We start from the raw sequence: 21,849 nt of genomic DNA, 5'->3' as shown, positions 1-21,849 counted from the left end.
AAACCTTATGATCACTATAGTCAACCCCATGAAATTTCTGTTTCTTGTACTCATGTTTGTTCCGGTGAGTCTCTCGGCCGACACCCAGAAGCCGAACTTCATCATCATCTTCACCGATGACCAGGGATACGCCGACCTGGGCTGTTTTGGTGGCAAGCACGTCTATACGCCAAACATCGATCAGATGGCGAAGGAAGGGGCCCGACTGACCAGTTTTTACGTTGCTGCTCCGCTCTGCACACCCTCGCGCGCGGCACTGATGACCGGCTGCTATCCGGCGCGCATCGATATGGATGTGCCGTCGTCGATTGCGGTCAAAATGAAGCATGTCCCTGCCGGTCGACGGTTTCCCGTCTGTCTGGCAGGGGATGGTCGGGGCCTGAACCCCAGGGAGCTGACGATTGCCGAGGTGGCTCAATCCGCAGGCTACAAGACGGGTATGTTCGGCAAGTGGCATCTGGGTGATCAGCCCGAGTTCTTGCCGACCCGTCAGGGTTTTGAGGAATACTTTGGTATTCCCTACAGCCATGACATTCATCCGAAGCATAAGAACCAGAGGATTTTCAAGTTTCCACCACTTCCATTGTTAGAAGGTGAGAAGGTTGTCGAGCTTGATCCGGATGCGGACTACTTGACCCGGCGTATCACCAAACGTGCGGTTGATTTCATCAAACGGCACAAAGACGAGAGATTTTTCCTCTACGTGGCACACCCGCTCCCGCATGGCCCACTTGCGGCGTCGCCTGAAATGAAAAAGGAATACGCCGAGCAACTCAAGGTCAATGGCGCTGGTAAGCCAGGTATTTTTTCAACAGCCATCTATGAGATCGACTGGTCGGTTGGTGAGATCCTCAAGACATTGAAGGAGCAGGGGATCGATGAAAACACCATTGTGCTCTTTACATCGGACAATGGTCCAGCCAAAGGTTCCGCCAATCCCTTGAGTGGAAAAAAAGGTAGCACCTTGGAGGGGGGGCAACGTGTGCCCACAGTAATCCGCTGGCCGAAGGGAATTCCCGCAGGTGTCGAAAATCACAAACTGCTCACGGCGATGGATGTGCTGCCCACATTTGCCAAGCTCAGTGGTGCCAAGTTGCCGGATGATCTCGTGATTGATGGCAAGGACATGATGCCGGCACTAGTAAAAGGAGCCGACAGCCCGCATGAGTATTTCTTTTATGCCCATTGGGGGGTGCTTGAGGGGGTGCGCTGGAAGTCGTGGAAACTCCGTATCGTCGACGGCAAGGAGGCGCTCTATCATTTGGATGAAGATATTTCCGAAAAGAACAACGTTGCCGCCCAACACCCTGAAGTCGTCCAGCAGTTGAAAGCAGCGATGCAAGGATTTGAAAAAGACATGAAAGCCAAGGTCCGGCCTGCGGGCTCAGTCGAGAATCCGGTACCTCTGGGTAAGCAATAGAGATCGAGACGACCGCCTGTTTTCCAAACTGGGCGCCGTTGCAACAACATCACCATCGTAAACCACCGTGAAATCATTTTTTAGAATAAGGGTTTTTGTCATCATAAGTCTGTTATCTCCGTTGACCGCCCAAGCCGCATCGGAACTCTGTTTTGATGGCTCCGGTCGGGTCTCGGCGCTGGTGTTGGGCGGGGAGCATCTGCTGCCATCGAAATCGTCATCCGGGTTCTATCTTCACAATGTGCGAGGTGGGAAAAATGCCGATGTGCACCTGAGTGAGGTTGAGACGACGGGAAACAAGATCAAGGTGTCGCATCCCCGCGGCTCACCAAGTTTTCTTTTCCAGGTTGATACCTATCCCAAGCATGTGGCGATCCATTTGCTGGAGGCCCGGGGTATCGGGAACGGCCGGGATCACAGCCTGGGTTTGGTAATCGATGCCAAGCAGATCGCTGCGTACACGCTCAATGATTTAATGACCGTCGATACCGGTGGTCGTAGAAAAAAGAAGCTGGAACTCCAATGGCCCTACCTCTGGGGTCGGCCCCGGCCCGACGGGACACGTGGCAGTGTGGTGCTTTACGATGATACGCTGCGGGGGGGCGCCCGTGATGCGGTGCTGGCGGAGATCTGGTCGGCCCAGAGCCAGGCCGGCCACATGGTGCGCCCGGCAGGCCGGAAGACCTGGACCGAAGCCGATGTGATGGCATGGGTCGATCAGTGGGTGAAAAAGTTTTCGACCATCGCCAAGGTAAGTGTCGCGGCAGAAAACCTGGAAGACCTCTACGCAATGACCGAGGCCTATGTCATTCCCAGCGGAGCCAATCGTGTGTATATGTTTACCAAGGACTGGAGGGTCGGTGGACAAAGCATGGTTGCGGTGGACCCCCGTGTTTTTCCAAACGGGAAAGCCGATCTGCGCGCTTACAGTGATTACCTGGCGGCCCGTGGCATCCATTTACAACTCAAAAGCCTCAGCCCCCAGATTGATAAGTACTACAAAAAATACATTTCACCCACTGTTGTGGATAAGCGGATCATGTGCTGGGCCTCCGGCAAGTTGGTGGAGGCGATTGATCCTGACGCCACGACGGTACGGTTTCGTGTCGAAAAGGAATACCTCGATAAGAGGGATGAGGTATTCATGCGGGTTGGCAACGAGATCATCCGGGCGAAAAAAACCACCTATGGGAAAGATGGTGTGTGGGTTCTGGAAAAATGCTCGCGCGGATACGGTGGCAGCACCGCGAAGGCACACCAAGCCGGCGCCGAAATGGCTGGATGTGTCGAGGTCAATGGCTCGTTTAATTTCGAGGACGATTTTGGCCAACCCGACAGTCTGGCCGAGGAAATTTGCGGCGAATACGGTGACTTCCTTAACGAGATGAATGTCGGGCATCTTCACTTTGACGGCACCGGCAGGATGGGGCAATACCCGTGGTATGTCCGTGATTTCACCGACTACGTTTACAGTCGGGTGGACCAGCCCGTTACCGGCAGCAGGGTGGGTGGAAACTTGCCGGCCAATTTTGAGCACCAGTTCAGTGCCGCCCGGGCGATCAGCGGGGCTATCGGGTATCGCGATATCCGGGTCGGGCCACGGCTCCATCAAAAAGGCCGTAAACACACCGAGTATGCTGTTAGTATGTTGGATCTGCATTTTGATGTGATGGATGGGATCACCATGGGAAGTCGGCGGGCATCGTTGTTGGGAGGACAAAGCGGTGCCAGCCTGAGCCTGGATACACTGAAGAGCTACGGCCTGACCGGTCATGCGTTTCAGCTTTTCAAACACTGGGTCGAACTGGCCCCGGTGTTTGACGATGCGGATGCGGAGTTTGTCGCCGGTTTTTTGACTAAAAACGGTCACCATTACCAGGGTGAGGATGTCCTGGTGCTTGGCAAGAACGCCGATGGTCAATTCATCTACACGCCGCACCGGGTCATGGGGCGCACTACGGGAAAAGACGCCCCGTTCTCCATTGACCAGGAGTGGGGTGCGGTGCCCCGTTTCCAGCACATTCGGACTGGAGCCAGTATGGAGCTGCTGAACCCCAATGAGGCGCAGGAGCCGCAGGTGGTGATCCATGTCATGGAGGGCGCCGGCGCTTTGAAAGATCCACTTATCAAGGTGGACGGCGGCGAGCTGGCCGTCAAGGGGATCATCGAACCCAACGAATACATGAAATTCGAGGGGGGCGGTGCGGCGACTGTCTATGACAAGAATTGGAACAAGCTGCGCAGCCTGCCGGTAGTCACCAAGGCATTCATTTTCAAAAAGGGGAGCAACTCGGTTACAACAACAACCGCCGCCGGCTCAAACACGCCGGATCTGAGAGTGCAGTATATCACCCTCGGACCCGTGTATGTCCTGGCAACCAACAAACATCTGAAAAGACCCAATCGATGACTCCAGATTATTAGAACACACTCATCAAGCATGAAAACAACCGCCATCATCATCTTCACCGCCCTGCTTGCGACGGCATGTGCCTTTGCCCAGGGAAAGCCGAACTTCATCATCATCTTCACCGATGACCAGGGGTATCAAGACCTCGGCTGTTATGGCTCGCCGGATATCAAGACACCGCGTATCGACCGGATGGCGAAAGAGGGGATGCGCTTTACCGGTTTTTATGCGCAGACGGTTTGCGGCCCTTCACGTGGTGCTTTGATGACCGGCTGTTATCCGCTTCGTTTCGCCCGTCAGGCCGACCCGGATTCGATTCACCCGGAGTTGCACACAGAGGAGATCACGATTGCCGAGGTGTTGAAAAAGCAGGGGTATGCAACGGCCGCCTTTGGCAAGTGGGATCTGGCCGGACATCATCCGTCCCATTACAAGAAGGAGTTGCTCCCGACTTACCAGGGATTTGATACGTTTTTCGGCACGCCGAGTAGCAATGACAGTATGGTGACCCTCATTCGAGGCACGGAACTGATCGATCAACAGGCGGACATGGCGACCCTGACAAAACGCTACACCGACGAGGCGCTGGCATTTGTTGAAAAGAACAAAGGCAGTCCGTTCTTTGTCTATCTGGCGCACTCCATGCCGCATACCAAGCTGGCCGCTTCCAAGGATTTCAAAGGCAAGTCGAAAGGGGGACTCTACGGTGATGTGATCGAGGAGCTCGACTACAACGTCGGCCGTGTACTTGACAAGGTGAAGGAGCTCGGCCTCGACGAGAACACCTACATCATCTTCACCAGCGACAATGGACCATGGTGGATACGGAAAGATCACGGCGGTCATGCCGATCCGTTACGCGGCGCAAAAACCTCCTGCTGGGAAGGCGGCCTGCGTGTGCCCTGTATCATCCGTGCACCCGGCAAGGTGCCTGCGGGAGCTGAAACCGATGCGATTGCAGCTACCATCGATCTGATGCCGACCCTTGCCAAGCTGGCGGGAACTACCGCTCCGACAGATCGTGTGATTGATGGTGTCGATATTTCAAAATTGATTCGCGGTGAGGTGAAAACCCTCAAGCGCAGCTACTTTTACTACCAGCACGACTGCTTGCGTGCCGTGCGCTCAGGAAATTGGAAGCTGATGCTGCCGCACACCGAACCGGTCCAGGGAAGCATCGCTACAAAGTGGAGAAACCACATCAAGAAAACCGATGCCATCCGAATCCAATCTCCCCGCCTGTATCATCTCGATAGGGATATCTCAGAAGCGCACGATGTGTCGGGCGAAAACCCGGAGATTGTCGCCGAGTTGATGAAGCTGGCGGAGAAGGCGAAAAAAGACATTGGCGACCACGATCAGTTCGGTGCCAACGCCCGCACCTTCGGTGCAAAACGCCGCACCCTTTCCAGCGAAGCCCAGGCTGTTCCGCCTCAAAAGAAAAAGCGTGTGAAGAATAAGAAAAACGCGAAGCCCCAATAATCCTGGAATCCGCATGTGGCGGCGGTTGATAACCGCCAAGACCTATAGAAGCATTGACCAGGCGGTTGCAAACCGCCGTCACAGTTAGCAGGGCACTCTCACCCAAGGGTGAGTGGAAACAGATGGCAGATACATGTAAAGTTTACCGGTAAAAAGGAAAAGGTAAGTAATGCCATCGAACTGAAATGAGTGTGGGTTTAGCATGCGTTGCTGGTATACTGGAATGCTGGTTGGATTATTTTCGGGGGAATATGCCGGTCTTAAATGCTTTGGCAACGGCCGACGGAGCATTTTGAACGTTCAGTTTTTTATAGATATGACCCACGTGGAAATCCACGGTTTTAGGGCTGATCTTCAAACCTTCGGCGATCTGCTTCTGGGGTAAGCCGTCGGCTAACAGGGTAAGGATCTCTGTTTCGCGCGGCGATAAGAGGGATTCCTCGTTGTTTGTTGGCACGTAGGCTCTTTGGTTGTCGAGCAGGTAGCGCGCCATGACGGGATCGAGCGAGGCACCGCCGGTCATCACCGTCCGGATTCCCGCCGTGATTTGATCCAAGGAGGATTCTTTTAAGAGGTAACCGACTGCGCCGGAGCTGATCGCAGCCAGGATATCGGCCTCCTGTTCGGATTCAGTGAGGACAATGATTTCAGTGTTAGGCGAGCAGCCCTTGATGTGAGGGATGGCATCCAGACCTGAGATTCCCGGTAGGTTCAAGTCGAGTAGAACAATGTCAGGTTGCTCGTTTGCGGGAAGCTGGCGCAAGTATCTTATGGCGGCGTCGGCGGTGTTGAACTGGTCAATGACCTTGATTCCCGGTTCATCACTTAGTCCGAATGTGATGACTTCCTGGTAGGCCGGGCTGTCCTCGACGAGGATAATACGAATAGGCTGCATGATCGTTGTTGGGGGGGATAATTGGCAGTAAGTTGGTCTTGGCCCGCTTTAGATTATAAGGTTAGAATGATGCGGGTTCCACCAGTTTCGGGAGTTTCGACGATGACATGGGCCCGGAGCAGGCGCGCCCGCCGTTTCAGCGAGGGGGGGACTTTCTTGATGCCCAGGCCGTTGTCGGAAACTGTCAGGGATATTTCTGTTTGTGTAGCGATCAATCGGGTGCTGCATGACGTGGCCTCCGCATGACGGGCAATGTTGATCAGGCACTCCTGGTAGAAAAGAAAGAGGTCATTGCGTTTGCGTCTGGAAAGCTGTTGCAGCAAGGTTTCCCCTTCGACGCTTATCTCGTGACTGGTGTCGGATAGCAGGCGCTCGGCTGAAAACTTCATCTCCTTGACCAGATCCTCGCAGAGAGAGTCCGACTGCAGCATGTTCGCGCAGTGGCGTGCTGCGATGCGGCTACGCTTGGACACTTGTTGCATCCGGTCGACCACCTCGTTGAGTTTGCCCGGTGATTGGATGTGTTTTTTTGCCATGTCGCCTAACAGGACAATGGCGTGAAGATTGGCTGAGAGTTCATCGTGCAGGTTGGCGGCGACTCGTTCGCGCACTTTGAGCACGGCGCGCAAGCGCAGCATCCGGTCGATGAGAATGACGAAGACGATTCCCGCCGCCAGCAATGCCACCAGCCAGGACATGCGTCTCAGGTTTGCCTTTTGCTTGGCGTATTTCAGGTTCAATGCGCTGGCGACCTGTGGCTGTTGGATTTCAAGGTCATGGCGTCTGGCCAGCTGCCCCATCCACTCGCGGATGGGTAGGATACGCCCGAAATGGTTTCGTCCATCGGTCAGCAGTTCATTTCCAGCGCGCCCGTAGCTTGTTCTCCTGGGGAAATGAACCGGTCGCCCCCGGGCCACATTGAGTCCGTCCGCAAGCACCTCAATCTCATCCAGGCTGATGATGCGCCGTGTTTGTTTGGCATCGAGTGACCACCCGCCCTTGGGCACCGTGAGCCTGACGTAGCGGCATTCGGTTTTCAGAAACCGCTGTTCCAGAATATTGCCCGCCTGATACACCGAATCGCGCCGATACTCCAGCAGTGTTACGGCATCGGAAAAATCCGCCCGCTTAGCTCCCTTGACCGTGAATTGTCGTGGCATGCCGAAGTCGGAGGAATTGATTTGGGGCACGTATTCATCAATGAGCGCACTATGGAATCGGATGCCATCAATCGGTTGGTTGTTTCCAAGATCAACCGTCAAGGTGAATGGGACATCGCGGTTGGATGAGGTCACGAAGGCATTGCCCATTTCCTCCGTGGCGGCATCCATGAGAAAGGGCGTCAACCCATCCACGAGGGCTTTCTTGTAAATGGCGGCTTCTCCCCAGCCGCCTACGTTCGATGAAACCCGCACCGGTTGATGCAGGGCGACATTGTGCTGTCCGGAAAAGAGCATGATTTCCGATAGTTTGAAAATACGATTCCCGTTTCTGCTGTGGGCTGAGAGCTGGGTGGCTACGATGCGCACCCAGGACGCGCTTGTCGGGGGCACATCTATCACCAGCGGTGCGATGCGTGGCAGGAACGGGTCGCCTGGCCCCATTTCGGCGATCACACGCCCCCCGGTGTCACCATCAGCCCCGGCGATGATCTTGAATGCCGTGGGGAAACCGTCCGCCTGTGGCCCTTTTCCCGCATCGATCCAGAGAACGGGAACCAGAACGATCTGGTCAAACTGGCGGCTCTCTGAAAAGCGGATTTCCGCCCACTCAGGACGCCTTGGGTTCTTCTGTATTTCTGAGAACCATCCGATATTTCCGACCCCACTGCGCAGCGTGAAACGGGCCAGCCCATCGAGCTCGGTTTCAATTTTCTCCAGCCGGTCTTCCAGATCATCCGTGCTTGCCTGTGACAGGTCATTTTCTGCCATACAAAGACCCGGGAGCAGGCTTAGCAGCAGCAATATGGAGAACCGGGGCATCGCTGGACGGAAGGCTATCATGCTGCCAGGCTCATGTCCATGGGGTAGAAAAAAAAGCGGGCATTCCCCACAAGCCGGGAGGCACCTAGGAAAACACCTAGCTTACAAGTATCGCAGAATAGTGCATATTCCCCTTTCAAGATTACAATTCTTGCCAATCATTTACAGCCGTGATCCAAATTGGTGGGGGTGTGTTGCGTATTATACAGAAATAAACCAAATATAGAAACACAATGAAGAAAACACTACTGCTCACTGCGACGGCACTTGCGGCGCTAGTTGCTACGTCAAACGCCGCCGTGCTTTCCGTAAACACTGACGGAACGTACTTTGATAATAGCGGAGACAACGTCAACGCTACCGTTGTCCGGGCTGGCTGGAATTCCAGTACTACAATCGAGTTCGTTGGCCTGATGACATTTGATCTTAGCTCATACAGTGTCGCTCAACTCCAGGCTTCCACCTTTTCACTCGGCTTCAACCTGGGTGCTCAAGACAACAATCCGGTACTTAATAATTTGACCATCGAATACATTGGCACGGTTGCCGACGCCACATTGGATGGAACAGCGACAGGTTTGGCGAATGGGGCCGCGTGGGCCGGAGCCGCCACCGTTACCACCGTCTACAGCGGCGCCGAATCAACCGGTCCTAATAAATCCTATAACGCCAATGCGATCGCCAGTGATAGCTTCACGAATCAGTATGCTGTGTTTCGCTTTACGAAATCAAAACAGGCTAACCAGTGGGATATTCCCGATGGCACCGCAACGCTAACGGTGACCGCCGTCCCCGAGCCAGCCACCACAGCCCTGCTCGGCCTCGGCGGTCTTGCCCTGGTCCTGCGCCGCCGCAGGTAAACGATTCTTTGTTCACATACGCAAACGCCTTCAGCCTTCCACGGTTGGAGGCGTTTTCTGTCGAGTGAGTGAAGGTTCGGTCGGAACGGTGTGCAGGGGTATATGAAAAATACCCTTTTTAGGGGATATGCAAACATGTCTTGAGTAGTGTATGTTGCGGTTGAACGTCGCTAATGTGCGATGCTTAACAAGAAGAAAGCAAACATACTATGAAAACAAAGAACATACTTACAGGGTTAGCACTTGCCGCTGGGCTGACTGGGGCAGCTGGTGCTGCAATAGTTGCGGGTGATGTCATCGCAATCAACTTCGGGACCACGGCGACAGGAAACAATGCGTTCACAACTGTGGATACAGCTGATACTGCGACCACAGCATTCTCTGGGCACGCACTCAACGGCGGTGTGCTGCGTAATACACTTGGTGCCAACATCACTGGTGTCGATTTCAGTATTACCAACATGACTGGCGACAATGCCGGTGAGGCAGCATCTGCTGCTGAGACACAATGGATTTCCAATGATTCTGGCGGCACTGGTCGTATCACGGACGGAGATGCAGTTATCGATGGATCGGGTGATCGTGCTTATGCCACTCTGACTTTCACTGGGTTGGACAATGCTTTGACCTATGATTTTTCAGCGGTCCATTCAAACAATGATAATTTTTCCGCTCTCTGGCAAGAGGTGGGGAATGTTTCGAATACCCAAGGCCCCAATTTGGCATCAATCTCATTTACTGGTCTCAGCACCGATGGCAGTGGAAAGATCTCATTCTACATGATTCGCCGGAATAACATCGATGGTAGTCATGTCGCTGTGGATAATATTACTCTGACAGCGGTCCCCGAGCCATCGACCACAGCCCTCCTCGGCCTCGGCGGTCTGGCGCTGATCCTGCGTCGCAGGAAGTAGGCTGATCAAGCGCTCATTCCGACAACGGAAAACAAAAAACCTTCGGGCGGGAAACGAGTTGGCTCGTTTCCCGCTTTCGCATTGACACAATTTTTCAATCATCCCGAACCGCATTTATGCTGTGCAGCTACTGTAGTCCTTCAAAGGTATCAACAACCATCATCCAGGAAAAATGAACCGAACCTCTTGTTTTTTGTTGCTGCTGGCATCGGCTATTCCGTCCGCCCGGGCGGCCATCATTCCCGGTCAAACCATCGGCATCGATTTCGGTACGACCGCACCCGTCCCCAGCGCGAACTTCAATGCCTACACCGATGTGGTGATCGCGAACGGAGCCACCGAATCGTTTTCCGGAACCCTGGTCGACACAGCGGGTGGCTCGGTGACAGGCGTGGGCTTCAGTGTTACCAACAGGTCCGGCCAGGATACGGGTCGGGCGACAGGAAACAACGGCTCCCAGGGGGCTGGTCTGATGACCGACAGCACCATCTACAGCGACTGGATCATCTCGAACGATGCCGACGGTGCGCGCCTCACTGGTGGTGATACCGTGATTGATGGTTCGGGTGACAGGGGCCACCTCGTTCTTACCTTCACCGGGCTGGATGACAGCCTGAGCTACAATCTCACCGGCGGTTTCGACAATAACAACGCCAACTTCAATGCAATCTGGCAGGCGGACGGGCAAACCTTCACCACGGACGCCAGCGGGGTCGGTTACGGCACGCTGTCCGGACTCAATACCGACGGGAGTGGTAATCTGGTGATTCATGTGATTCGGCCGGGTAATACCAATGGTCAGCACGTTACGGTGGCGGGCCTGACGCTGGAGGCGGTTGCGGCCACGGCGCCGGCCATCGCATTGGGGGATGTGATCCGGGTTGATTTCGGAACGACCACTCCGAATGGCAACTACAACGTCATCCACGGCAGCCAGCTCAGCATCACGGATCTGGTGCGTTTTTCGGATGGTGCTGCTGTCGATGTGGATCTAACGGTGACGGCCACCACTCCCTTTGACAACGGCGGCAATGTCGCGTCGACAGCTGGGCTGAGCCATATCGATGCAAGCGATGCGGATGTCTATGCGGACGGCTTGCTCAGCACAGGCGGAGACAACGGCGCGGGTAACGACACGATTACGCTGACCTTCACCGGTCTGGACGACAGCCTGTATTATGACCTGTCGGGAGGGATTGCCCGCAGCTCGAATGGCAGCAACTTCTCAACGACCTGGACATCCTCCAGTGGCGAGTCCCAGGTCGCCGACGGCACCGCCGCTGGTGGTTATATCGATTTAAAAAGCCTCACGTCGAGCGGCGGGACCCTGACGGTGACCCTCACCGATAACGTACGCCAGTCCGGTGTGGCGCAGTTGGCACTTGTGGCCACCGACACACCTCCACCGTCTGCCCAAGGCCCGGCTCTTCCTGACGGGGTGACCGTTTATTTTAAACCAACCCAGGCGGATGGTGTTGTTACAAAGACGGACCTTGATAACATGACGGTTGGCGGCACGTGGGATACATCACTTGCCACAGTCAGTCAGTTTGGCGCAGACACAGCAGACGGTTTCCGTTTCGCCATGGACGGCGCATTGGCGCAGGGCGACTACGTTGAGCTGGCGATAGACGACGGTGGTCTCGATTTTACAAGCAACGAAGTCTCGATTGATTTCCAGATGCTGGCTACCCGGGCTTCTGCGGCTGGGGACAAACACCTCACCCTGATCGGGTATGACGGCACCGATGAGGTTTTCCGGCTGAAATATGAATCAAATCCGGACAACGCACTCAATACCATCACCGTCACCACCGGCGATGGCGACGAGTCCATGGGCTTCACGCCGCTGCGCTGGATTGCCGATTCCTCCATCCCTTCAGGTCTACAGGACTTCCGCATTGTACTTTCTAACGGACAGGTAAGCTTCAGTGGTTCAAGTCTGACCCCGCAGGATGGACCCGTCCTCAATGCGGCACAAACCCTGACGTCGCTGCGCTGGGAGATAAGCGGCTCTAACACCGGTAACCAAGGCTTCTGGCTCGACGATCTCCAGATCCGGGATGGCCTGCCGAGCTCCCCACGGGCGGCGACGGACCGGCCTAATGTGATTTTCATCCTGATGGACGATATGGGTTATAGTGATGTCAGTTGTTATGGCGCGACCAAGGTCGACACGCCCAATATCGATTCCCTGGCATCAGGCGGTCTGAAGTTTACCACTTTTCTATTACCATCCAACGTCTGCTCGCCATCGAGGGCCGCATTTCTAACGGGTGCCTATCCCTCACGCTGCGGAATCCCCATGGCGGTGAACCACCCGAATCAGAACCATTGGTTCCTGGGACTCGACCCGGATGAGATCACCATCGCCGAGCAGTGCCGGAAAAAAGGCTATAAAACCTTTATGGTCGGTAAATGGCACCTCGGGGTTGAGGAGATTTTCCTTCCCCACAACCAGGGTTTTGACCACTTTTTTGGAACCTGGGGAAATGGCGGGGAGCTTTTTGATGAGACCGAGGTCGCCCACGCTTCCTTTCCTGAAAACACCCTGACGTCCATGTACACCCAGCGTATCCGGGAGCACATCAGGAACAACCGGGACAAGCCGTTTTTCATCTACTATCCGCATAACTATCCGCACACTCCTTACACCGAGGGGAATGCCTTTGACGGTGCTACTGGAAATGGCACCCGGTCCGATGTGATCAAGGAGGTCGACTGGAGTGTCGGTCAGATTGTAGCGGAACTGAAGGCCAACGGTATCCTGGAAAACACCCTGATCGTGTTTACCTCGGATAACGGAGCGGTACCGCCGGACAGTTATGCAAACGCCCCCTTCAAAGGCTCCAAATACGTTACTTGGGAGGGTGGGCACCGGGTTCCGTTTATCATGTATTGGAAAGGTCAGGTGCTGACACCTGCACAGCTGGCTTCGCCGCAGGTCTGGGCGATGGACCTGTTTCCGACCATCGCCGAACTGGTTGGAGAACCACTGGATGCGGGCCGGGTCTATGACGGCACCAGCCTGGTTCCATTGTTGACTGATCAACCCATTGCGCGTGCCGCGGATGCACCTTTCTATTACTACTCGGGTGATAATCTGCAATGTGTCCGCAAGGGGGATTGGAAACTGCACCTGCCGCGCACCGAGTATCAATTACCCTGGTGGGACCAGATCAAGCCGCCGCCTTCCAGCTACTCGCTCTATGACCTGTCCTCCGACCCTGGTGAGACCACCGATGTGGCGGCCTCGAACCAGGCCATCGTTGATGAACTGACCGCCCTCGCCGAAGCGATACGCCTTGAACTCGGTGATGCGGACCCAGTCAATGGCTCCCTGGTGATGGGCACCGGCCAGAGGGGCACGGGCACCCTTTTTTCCGAAGTGCCGACGATTGTCAATCTGGATTCGGACTATGGCTACGTGCCCGACTGGAACAGCCTGTCGGATGCGGAAAAGGGCCGGGGTTTGACGCGTATGGGAGCAGGCAGTGTGGTCAATACGGCCAGTGATTTTATCAATGGGTCCACCTTGCCGCATGGCTGGCAATACCTGAACGCCTCGGAGGCCACCGGTGGTGCGGAGGTGGCGATGACGGCTGGTTCAACGGTCGGCACGCAAGGAAACACGGGCTTTGCGGGTACTGGCACAGCCGGGTTGATAGGCAGTGTTTCTGCGGGTAGCTATGTCATCGATTCGGCAAACTCCGGAAATGCCGGCACCGCAGGCACGGATATGCTGATCGCTACAGATGGTGACACCGCACGCGACTTTGTGATCGTGCGCTACACCATCGATGAAAATGATGTCTCGTTCGGCAAGACCCGCGCCAAGATCTCGGGCAGCTTCCGTGATCTCGTCGGGGGAACAACCGATGACTCGGTTGTGGTCTATGTTTTCCACAACAACACCCAGCTTTTTAACGCGACGGGTGCCAACGGCCGCCTTCTGGAAGCTGATGGCACGTTCAATATCACCGACCTGGCAGTGGCCGCAAACGATACAATCAGTTTTGTGATCGGCAGCAATGGTGATGCGACCGGAGATGAGGTCGCCCTGAAGAGCTCGATCCAGTTTGAGCGCGAGTCCACACCCCGGAATTTGTCTCTCGGGATGGATTCGGCATCATCCCTGTCCGGTGGCAACGCCACACTCAGGCTCAATGGAACCCCGGGCCTGAGCTATATCGTCGAAAGAAGTTACAATCTGATGGATTGGACGGTCATCGAAAATATACCCTTTCTTCCATCGTCCTCGTATGACGTCTTTGTTGATGCCAGCGGTGATCGCTCGTTCTGGCGGATCAGGTGGGCAGAATAAATAATTTGTTAGACGTATGAAAATGGTCAACACCAGTGGTATTATAAACCTGAGAAATTTTGATCCTTGGTCCAGGCAGCCTATCACCACATCACTATGAGAAAACCCATGTTAATCCACGCACGTCGCCTTACCCAATCCCTGCTCGCGGTTGTCCTCCTTTGCAGTCTTACTGACAGCCGGGCGGAGCCAGCGGCAAAAAAGGGGACCGTCCTCATTACCGGTGCCAATCGAGGCCTGGGGCTGGCTCTGAGCAAGCAGTTCGCCGCAGATGACTACTATGTGATCGGCACCGCCCGGACTCCGGAAAAAGCCACCGACCTCAAAAAAGTGGCCGATGAGGTGCTGCCACTGGATGTCACTTCAGATGCAAGCATCAAGGCGCTTGCCAAGGCATTGAACGGCAAGACCATCGATATCCTGGTGAATAATGCCGGATACTTTGGCCCTACCCTCGGCCTCGGAACCAACCGGGAAAAGTCAGCCACGCTCAAGACCCTTACCCGTAGCGAGGTGCTCGATTGCTTTGCAGTCAACACGGCCGGACCCATCTTTGTCACCCAAGGACTGCTGCCCAATCTGCTTACCTCGAAGCAGCCGAAGGTGGTGATTATTTCCAGTCGGTCCGGCATCATCAACCAGAGTCGCAGTGCCGGAGCCTACGGTTACCGGATCAGCAAGACCGCCGTCAACCGCGCGGTGAAAATCATGTCGGTGGACAAGGCCCTCGGCAACACTATCGTCGTAGCCATCGCCCCCGGGCACAACCAAACCGACATGGGCGGTGACCGTGCCAAGCTTACCCCTGACCAAAGCATGAAACTGGTGAAGGAATTGATTGAAAGTCTCACCAAAAAACACGACGGTGGATTCTGGTATTACGACGGCAAACAGTTGCCTTGGTAAGGAAACATACACCAGATTTTGCCATAATTACCGGATTTTTCATCAATGAGTACCGCACACCTACTTACCCGACTCACGCAAATCAGGCAGCATGAACTGAAGGCGGCGCTCGTTTCCTTTCTGTTTATTTTCCTGCTGATGGCATCATACATGATCATGAAGCCAGTCAGGGACGCGCTTCCCAGTGACTGGGGGGATGTAAGTCTGGCCCGGCAATGGACCTACACCTTTATTGTATCAACGATTGCGGTTGCGATCTATAACCTGTTAGCCTCCAGGGTTCGGTTGCGTGTCTTGGTGCCAGGTGTGTTTGTCTTCTTTTCACTGAGCTTCCTGTCAATATTTGCAGCCTATAAGAGCGGGGTGTCGGTGTCGATGTTAGGAAAAGTGTTTTACGTCTGGACCAGTGTCTTTAGTTTGTTTCATATCTCGGTTTTCTGGAGTTTCATTTCCCATCATCATAGCAAATCGGAGAGTAAGCGAATCTTCGGTTTTATTAATACCGGGGCGAGTGCTGGAGCCATTGTCGGCCCGTTGTTGGTGATCTGGTTGGCTCACAGCATGAATGAGGAAAACATCCTGCTGGTTACTGCGTTTGTACTGATGTTGACCCTGCCTCTCATCGCATGGCTCAACCGCTACTTTCAGAAAAAAGAGGGTTCGGATACGGCAACGCCGACACTTAGCAACAATCCCTTTTCAGGCTTCCAGGAATTCATCACCCATCGAGGCCTCATTGGTATTGCTTTGTTTATCTTCCTGTTTACTGGTATCAGTGCCTTTCTGTATTTTACCCAGAAAAATCTGTTGGTTGAGTTCAGTCGGGGGGATCGCAGTGAGTTACTCGGTGGTGTGGAGTTGGCGACCAATATTCTAACCATTCTGATCGGGGTATTCGCAACCAACCGGATTGCGCGGCATTTTGGGATGGCGACAACGCTATCCGTGGTGCCCTTTGTTGTCGGGGGCTTGCTGTTGCTTTTGAGTATGAATCCTGCGGTCTTGCTGGTGTTGGTCCTGCAGGTTGTCCGACGCGCAGGTAATTATGCAATCACCCGCCCGGGGCGTGAGATCCTGTTTACGGCGGTCGACCGTGAAGCACGCTTCAAGACAAAACCCATTATCGATGTCGCCGTTTATCGAGGTGGGGATGTGTTCTGGATTTGGGTGCTGGCACTTCTCGGTGACGGTTGGCTGAACCTGGGAGTGCCATCCATACTTTGTATCGCCGCGGCTGTTGCCGGGTTATGGGGCGCGGTGGGTGTTTATCTGGGAAAAAGACATGACCACATGGAGTCCTTGACGGAAGAGGACACTCACACCGTGTAAATGACAGGATATCAGTAAGATGGATATGAAACCAATGCTACGATCAAAGCGGTATTTCTCATTCCTGGCAGGATGTTGGCTTGCAACCATTCTAGGTGGACCGGGCATCGTTTGCGCAGCACCGGCGGAGAGCAACGGAAGAAAGCCCAACGTAGTCTTTATTCTAGCGGATGACCTGGGATGGCAGGACGTGGGTTTCATGGGCAGCAGGTACTTTGAAACGCCCCATCTGGATGCCCTGGCCAAGGAGAGTCTGGTGCTCGAAAACACCTTCATGTATCCCACATGCTCACCATCCCGCGCGGCGATCCTGACGGGAAGACAATCGTTCCGCACCGGCTGCTATACCGTGCCGGCGCTGGAAAAAGGGAATGGCAACGACAACATCTTTTCCAAGTGGACAGTTGGCGAGGAGCATCCCGTCTTCGCCCAGCCACTCAGGGAGGCGGGTTACCAACTGATCCATCTCGGAAAATGGCATATCGTGGGCCCATACCCCGGTCAGGAAACCGGATTCCCGTTTAAGAAAAAGCTGAACCAGCCGAATAACGGCGACTTTAGCTGGCTGGAAAGCCATCGGACACCGGCGATCCAGAAGTATTATCCCACGGGTCGTGGTTTCCATGAAAACGTCGGTGGCACTTGGTGGGGGGACCCGTCGCGCGGCTACGCGAAAGGCTACAACGCACCGGGCGGCGGCTATGTGGCTCCGTTCAAGAACCCGTTTATCAAAGACAAACCCGGTGACAGCTGGCTGACCGACCGTCTCACAGACGACGCGATTGATTTTATCAAGCGGCACAAAGACGGCCCCTTCTTTGTCAACCTACACTACTACGCCCCGCACCGGCCATCGGTTGCGCGCAATCAGGAACTACTCGCCCATTTCATGAAAAAAAAAGGTGACTCATCAACCGGTCAGGGGATGGGGCCAGCTAAAAAGAAAAAGGAGATCGCTGCTTACGCGACGATGATCAAGTCGATCGATGACAACGTGAAACGTATCCTCGATTACCTGGACGAAGCGGGCCTTCGGGAAAACACCGTGGTCATCTTTACGTCTGACAACGGCTTTAACGGGTTGCAAAGCCGCAACACCCGTCTGCGTGGTGCGAAAGGTAATGTCTACGACGGCGGCCTGCGTGTGCCGGCATTGGTCAACTGGCCGCAACAGGTGGCCGCCGGTAGAAACAACACCCCGGTCCAGGGACTCGACCTGTTTCCCACCTTCCTGGAACTGGCCGGAATCCGCGACTACACCGGCACCCTGGACGGCACCAGTTGGCTCCCTCTGATGAAGGGGGAGGGGCTCAAGGATCGGGCGATTTTCTGGCATGTCGCCAGCACCTACAAAGACCCGCCATGTTCGATCATCCGCAAAGGCAAGTGGAAGCTGATCCAGTTTCTGAAACACGGTAAGATCGAGTTATACAATACAGAGCAGGATCTCAAGGAGAGTCAGGACCTGGCGAAAAGTCACCCTGAGATAGCGAAGCAACTCGAGAACGAACTGATCGCATGGAGGCGGCAGCATAAGGTGCCGCTTCCCCCCAGCTCATCACTGAAGAACTAACAGAATACACCCCGGATAAGATAATACCTATGAAAACGAAATATCTAACCATTGCCATGGCGTCACTCATGTTGATGTCCCCGTCTGCCAGTGCAGAACCCAAGGAAGATTCCCACATGGAGTGGTGGCGTGACGCCCGCTACGGCATGTTCATCCACTGGGGCCTCTATACCGTTGCCGGAGGTGAATGGAAAGGCAGGGACTACGGCAAGGAGCAGGGTGGCGCCAGCGCGGAATGGCTGATGAACAGCGCGAAAATCAAGGGCGCGGAATACCGTAATACACTGGCCCCCCAGTTTAACCCAACGGATTTTGATGCCAAGTCATGGGTCTCTCTCGCCAAGAAATCAGGTATGAAATACATCGTTATCACCTCGAAACACCACGATGGCTTCTGCCTGTTTGATACCGATGCCACCGATTACAACGTAATGGATGCCACTCCGTTCAAGCGCGACATCATCAAGGAGCTTTCCGACGAGTGCGCCAAGCAGGGGATTAAATTCGGTGTGTATTACTCCCAGTTCAAGGACTGGTACCACCGCGGCCGGGGAAGAGGAAATCCCGGCACCATGACAAATGGAGAATACCTCAAGCTCGTTGAGAAAAACCTCGACGAACTGCTGTCGAATTATGGCGACATGGCCGTTTTGTGGTTTGACGTCGGTGGTAACAATGTGGTGGAGGCTGATGCCCAGGGGGCAAGGGTGCGTGAACTGCAGCCGAATTCGGTGATCTGCAGCCGCCTCTATAGCCGCAAGGTGCCGGTGGAAAAACAGAAATACGCCGACTTTAATTCGCTTCCCGACCGGATGCTGCCTGCGGAACGTATGAAGGTCGATTCCGAGACCTGCATGACCATGCGCCACAACTGGGGTTACGACCGGACCGATGACGCCTGGAAAAGTGAGAAGGACATCGTTGAGTTCCTGGCACTCTGCGCCGCCCGTGGTGTCAACCTTCTGCTCAACGTTGGCCCCGATCCGAAAGGGAATATTCTTCCCGAGGAATCCGGGCGACTGCTTGCAGCCGGGAAGTGGATGGAAGTCAATGGCGCATCAATTTACGGCACCAAGCCATCTCCGGTTGATTTTGATTTCTGGTGGGGAGCGATGACGCAGAAGGATAACACCGTCTATCTCCATGTGCTGGAGTGGAAGAAGGAGGGGATCGAATTTAACGGCATCGTCGGCAAGCCGACCAAGGCCTATTTTCTAGCAGATGCTGAGAAAAAACCTCTTCCCGTTACTTATGACGCCAGCGGTCACATCACCAGGGTCGAAGTTCCTGCAACAGCGCCGGATGCACGCAATACCGTGATCGCCGTGGAGTATGGTGCCGCCATCGCCACCGATCCCGATGCAAAAGGCAAGTACCACTGGTACACCACTCGCTCGAAACGCCATACGGATATTCGCGGTAGAAAAGGTGCCGGTGAACACAAACTTCCAGGCGCCGTGAAGGAAGCTAGAAAGTAGAAAATCATGAAAAACCGATTAAAATCCATGGGGCTGGCCATTGCCTGTCTCGTATCCACCACGGCACACGGTGCCGGTAAACCTAACATTATCTACATCCTGGCCGACGACCTCGGCTACGGTGATGTCCAGGCACTCAATCCGAAGCAGGGAAAAATCCCCACACCGGGCATGGACCGCCTCGCCGAGCAAGGGATGGTTTTTACCGATGCGCATTCCAATTCATCGGTCTGCACGCCGACCCGATATGGCGTTTTGACCGGGCGTTATAATTGGCGCACGTATAAACAAAGCGGGGTTCTGTTCGGTTTCGACCAGCCGCTCATCGCCAAGGATCGTCTCACCGTTGCCGGGCTTTTGAAGAAGCAGGGTTACAAAACGGCGATGGTGGGCAAGTGGCACCTTGGACTCGGTCTCCGCTCCCCGGATGGAAAGCCGACCAAAGGGCAAAAGGCCGCCGTTGACGGGGTCGACTGGAGCGCGCGTATCACCGGTGGTCCCGTCGATCTCGGCTTTGATTCCTGGTATGGCATCGCCGCCTCGCTGGATATGCCGCCGTACATTTTTATCAACAATGACCACTTCGTCGGCAAGTGCACAACCACCAAGGCGTTTCACCGCAAGGGGCCGGCCCACGCCGACTTTGAGGCGGTCGATGTGCTCGACACCATCGGGGAAAAAGCGGCCGATTTCATCCGACGGCAAAAAGCGGACGAGCCGTTTTTTCTCTATGTGCCACTGACCTCACCCCATGCGCCGATCATCCCGACGGATCAGTGGAAGGGGAAAAGCAAGCTCGGACTCTACGGTGACTTTGTCATGCAGACCGATGCCGTCGTCGCCCGGATCACCGATGCCGTGGATGCTGCCAAACTGGCAGACAATACAATCATCATTGTCACCAGCGACAACGGCTGCTCGAAGGTCGCGGACATTCCCGGCCTGAAAAAACAGGGGCATTTCCCCAATGCACACTACCGCGGGTCGAAATCAGACATCTGGGACGGTGGCCACCGTGTGCCCTTCATTGTGCGCTGGCCAGCCGGTGTCGAAGCAGGGTCGTCCAGCGGCGAGGTGATCTGCCTGACCGACCTGATGGCGACCTGTGCCGAGCTGTCGGGGGGCAAACTACCCGACAATGCGGGCGAGGACAGTGTGAGTTTTGCGCCAGCGTTGAAAGGAAAACCGATTGTTTCCACCCGCAAAGGCGTTGTGCACCACTCTGTGAGCGGCCAGTTTGCTTATCGTCAGGGGAAATGGAAACTGCTGCTCACCAAAGCCTCCGGTGGCTGGACCAGGGAAAAAATGTCCGACAACTCCCCGGCTCAGCTCTACGACATGGAAGCCGATCCCGGTGAACAGAAAAACCTCTACAAAAGCCACCCCGAAGTCGTCGAGCGCCTGATTGCCCAGCTGGAGTCCGACGTCAAGCGGGGCCGTAGTACCGACGGACCCGACCAGAAGAACGATATCAAAGTCATCAATATCCGCAAAGGCATGAAGAGGTGATGCACGCCGCAGGGGGGTGTGCTTGGGTAGAAGCCGGGGGTGTCGCGATTGGCACCTTCTGTGACAGAGGAATTTTCTGGTCACGGAAGGCGTGTGCCATCAAAGTGGCGACGAGCTTTTAAACCCAGACAATGAAAACACCTATTACCATCTCCCTGCTGGTCTTGGCCTTGACTGGCTCCGGTGCCTTCTGTGCCGAGGAAAAAACCGTCGTGACCGATGCACCCCGGGTGGTCTCATGGAAACGTCACACCCTCGATGTCGAAACCGGACTGATCTGGAACGTAGGTTCTAACACTCCGATTCCCTACCGCATTGTACCCACCCAGTTTTCCTGGCGCAGTCCGTACGTCTGGAAAAAGGATTTCTCCGGTGGCTCGAAACTGCTGTTCCGCAACCAGGTGTCGGTGATCGCCGACTGGGTCCAGCATGGCCCCGAGGACTATTACATCGGTCTCTCAGGCGCTCCTTCGATCGAATGGTGGTCGGCGGATGACAAGTGGTCGGTCTACGCCGCCGTCGGAGGTGGTTTCGGTCTGACCAACAGCACCAATGTGCCCGGTGGCCAGGGGCAGGACTTCACCTACAACTGGTTTGCCAAAAGTGGCTTGCGTTATCAGTTTGACCAGGATTTTGGTGTGTATGGAGGGGTGTTTTTCCAGCATCTTTCTAACCGGGGTGCCACGGACCCCAACCCCGGCGTCGATGCCCTGGGTTTCACCATGGGCGTGAGTTTTTCTTTCTAGTCAAATAACCCGCTGTAGAGG

At 54.9% G+C, this 21,849-nt stretch carries 14 protein-coding genes; 12 read left to right on the top strand and 2 right to left on the bottom strand.

Going from position 1 to position 21,849, the window contains the following annotated elements; all coding sequences use genetic code 11:
* Positions 1 to 28: 28 nt before the first annotated feature.
* The 3 genes from H7A51_17120 (at position 29) to H7A51_17110 (ending at position 5,312) form a co-directional block, all read left to right on the top strand.
* A complete protein-coding gene (locus H7A51_17120; GenBank protein ID MCP5537941.1) occupies positions 29 to 1,420 on the top strand; it encodes a sulfatase in 1,392 nt (463 codons plus the stop codon).
* Between the two features lie 67 nt (positions 1,421 to 1,487).
* Positions 1,488 to 3,830, top strand: a complete 2,343-nt coding sequence (locus tag H7A51_17115; GenBank protein ID MCP5537940.1) for a hypothetical protein — start codon at positions 1,488 to 1,490, stop codon at positions 3,828 to 3,830.
* Between the two features lie 30 nt (positions 3,831 to 3,860).
* Positions 3,861 to 5,312 carry a sulfatase gene (locus tag H7A51_17110; GenBank protein MCP5537939.1) on the top strand — a complete coding sequence of 484 codons (1,452 nt, stop codon included), beginning with the start codon at positions 3,861 to 3,863 and terminating at the stop codon, positions 5,310 to 5,312.
* Between the two features lie 235 nt (positions 5,313 to 5,547).
* Here H7A51_17110 and H7A51_17105 read toward each other — a convergent pair whose 3' ends face one another.
* Positions 5,548 to 6,210: a response regulator transcription factor gene (locus tag H7A51_17105; GenBank protein ID MCP5537938.1), complete on the bottom strand. Its 663-nt coding sequence runs from the start codon at positions 6,208 to 6,210 to the stop codon at positions 5,548 to 5,550.
* Between the two features lie 50 nt (positions 6,211 to 6,260).
* Entirely contained in the window at positions 6,261 to 8,210 is a 1,950-nt protein-coding gene (locus H7A51_17100) for a hypothetical protein (GenBank protein ID MCP5537937.1), read from the bottom strand.
* Positions 8,211 to 8,422: 212 nt separating this feature from the next.
* Here H7A51_17100 and H7A51_17095 point away from each other — a divergent pair, with 212 nt between their 5' ends.
* From H7A51_17095 to H7A51_17055, 9 genes are all read left to right on the top strand, one after another.
* Positions 8,423 to 9,049, top strand: coding sequence for a PEP-CTERM sorting domain-containing protein (locus tag H7A51_17095; protein ID MCP5537936.1), 627 nt, complete (start codon positions 8,423 to 8,425; stop codon positions 9,047 to 9,049).
* Between the two features lie 209 nt (positions 9,050 to 9,258).
* On the top strand, positions 9,259 to 9,963 hold the full coding sequence (locus H7A51_17090; GenBank protein ID MCP5537935.1) for a PEP-CTERM sorting domain-containing protein: 705 nt from the start codon (positions 9,259 to 9,261) through the stop codon (positions 9,961 to 9,963).
* A gap of 172 nt (positions 9,964 to 10,135) precedes the next feature.
* Positions 10,136 to 14,287, top strand: coding sequence for a sulfatase-like hydrolase/transferase (locus H7A51_17085; protein ID MCP5537934.1), 4,152 nt, complete (start codon positions 10,136 to 10,138; stop codon positions 14,285 to 14,287).
* A gap of 108 nt (positions 14,288 to 14,395) precedes the next feature.
* Positions 14,396 to 15,193, top strand: coding sequence for an SDR family oxidoreductase (locus tag H7A51_17080; protein MCP5537933.1), 798 nt, complete (start codon positions 14,396 to 14,398; stop codon positions 15,191 to 15,193).
* A gap of 45 nt (positions 15,194 to 15,238) precedes the next feature.
* The gene (locus tag H7A51_17075) at positions 15,239 to 16,522 is read left to right on the top strand and encodes an MFS transporter (protein ID MCP5537932.1); all 1,284 of its coding nucleotides are present in this window, start codon (positions 15,239 to 15,241) and stop codon (positions 16,520 to 16,522) included.
* A 34-nt stretch (positions 16,523 to 16,556) separates the two neighbouring features.
* Complete coding sequence (locus H7A51_17070) at positions 16,557 to 18,095, top strand: sulfatase (GenBank protein ID MCP5537931.1); 1,539 nt, start codon at positions 16,557 to 16,559, stop codon at positions 18,093 to 18,095.
* 56 nt (positions 18,096 to 18,151) lie between these two features.
* The gene (locus H7A51_17065) at positions 18,152 to 19,573 is read left to right on the top strand and encodes an alpha-L-fucosidase (GenBank protein MCP5537930.1); all 1,422 of its coding nucleotides are present in this window, start codon (positions 18,152 to 18,154) and stop codon (positions 19,571 to 19,573) included.
* Positions 19,574 to 19,579: 6 nt separating this feature from the next.
* Complete coding sequence (locus tag H7A51_17060; protein MCP5537929.1) at positions 19,580 to 21,082, top strand: arylsulfatase; 1,503 nt, start codon at positions 19,580 to 19,582, stop codon at positions 21,080 to 21,082.
* A 131-nt stretch (positions 21,083 to 21,213) separates the two neighbouring features.
* Positions 21,214 to 21,828 (top strand): acyloxyacyl hydrolase, encoded by a 615-nt coding sequence (locus H7A51_17055; protein MCP5537928.1) that lies wholly within the window; start codon positions 21,214 to 21,216, stop codon positions 21,826 to 21,828.
* Positions 21,829 to 21,849 lie beyond the last annotated feature (21 nt).

Source organism: Akkermansiaceae bacterium (assembly GCA_024233115.1).
Classification (GTDB): domain Bacteria; phylum Verrucomicrobiota; class Verrucomicrobiia; order Verrucomicrobiales; family Akkermansiaceae; genus Oceaniferula.
Note: the sequence above shows the minus strand (reverse complement) of the source record. Positions and strands in the feature narration are given on the sequence as shown.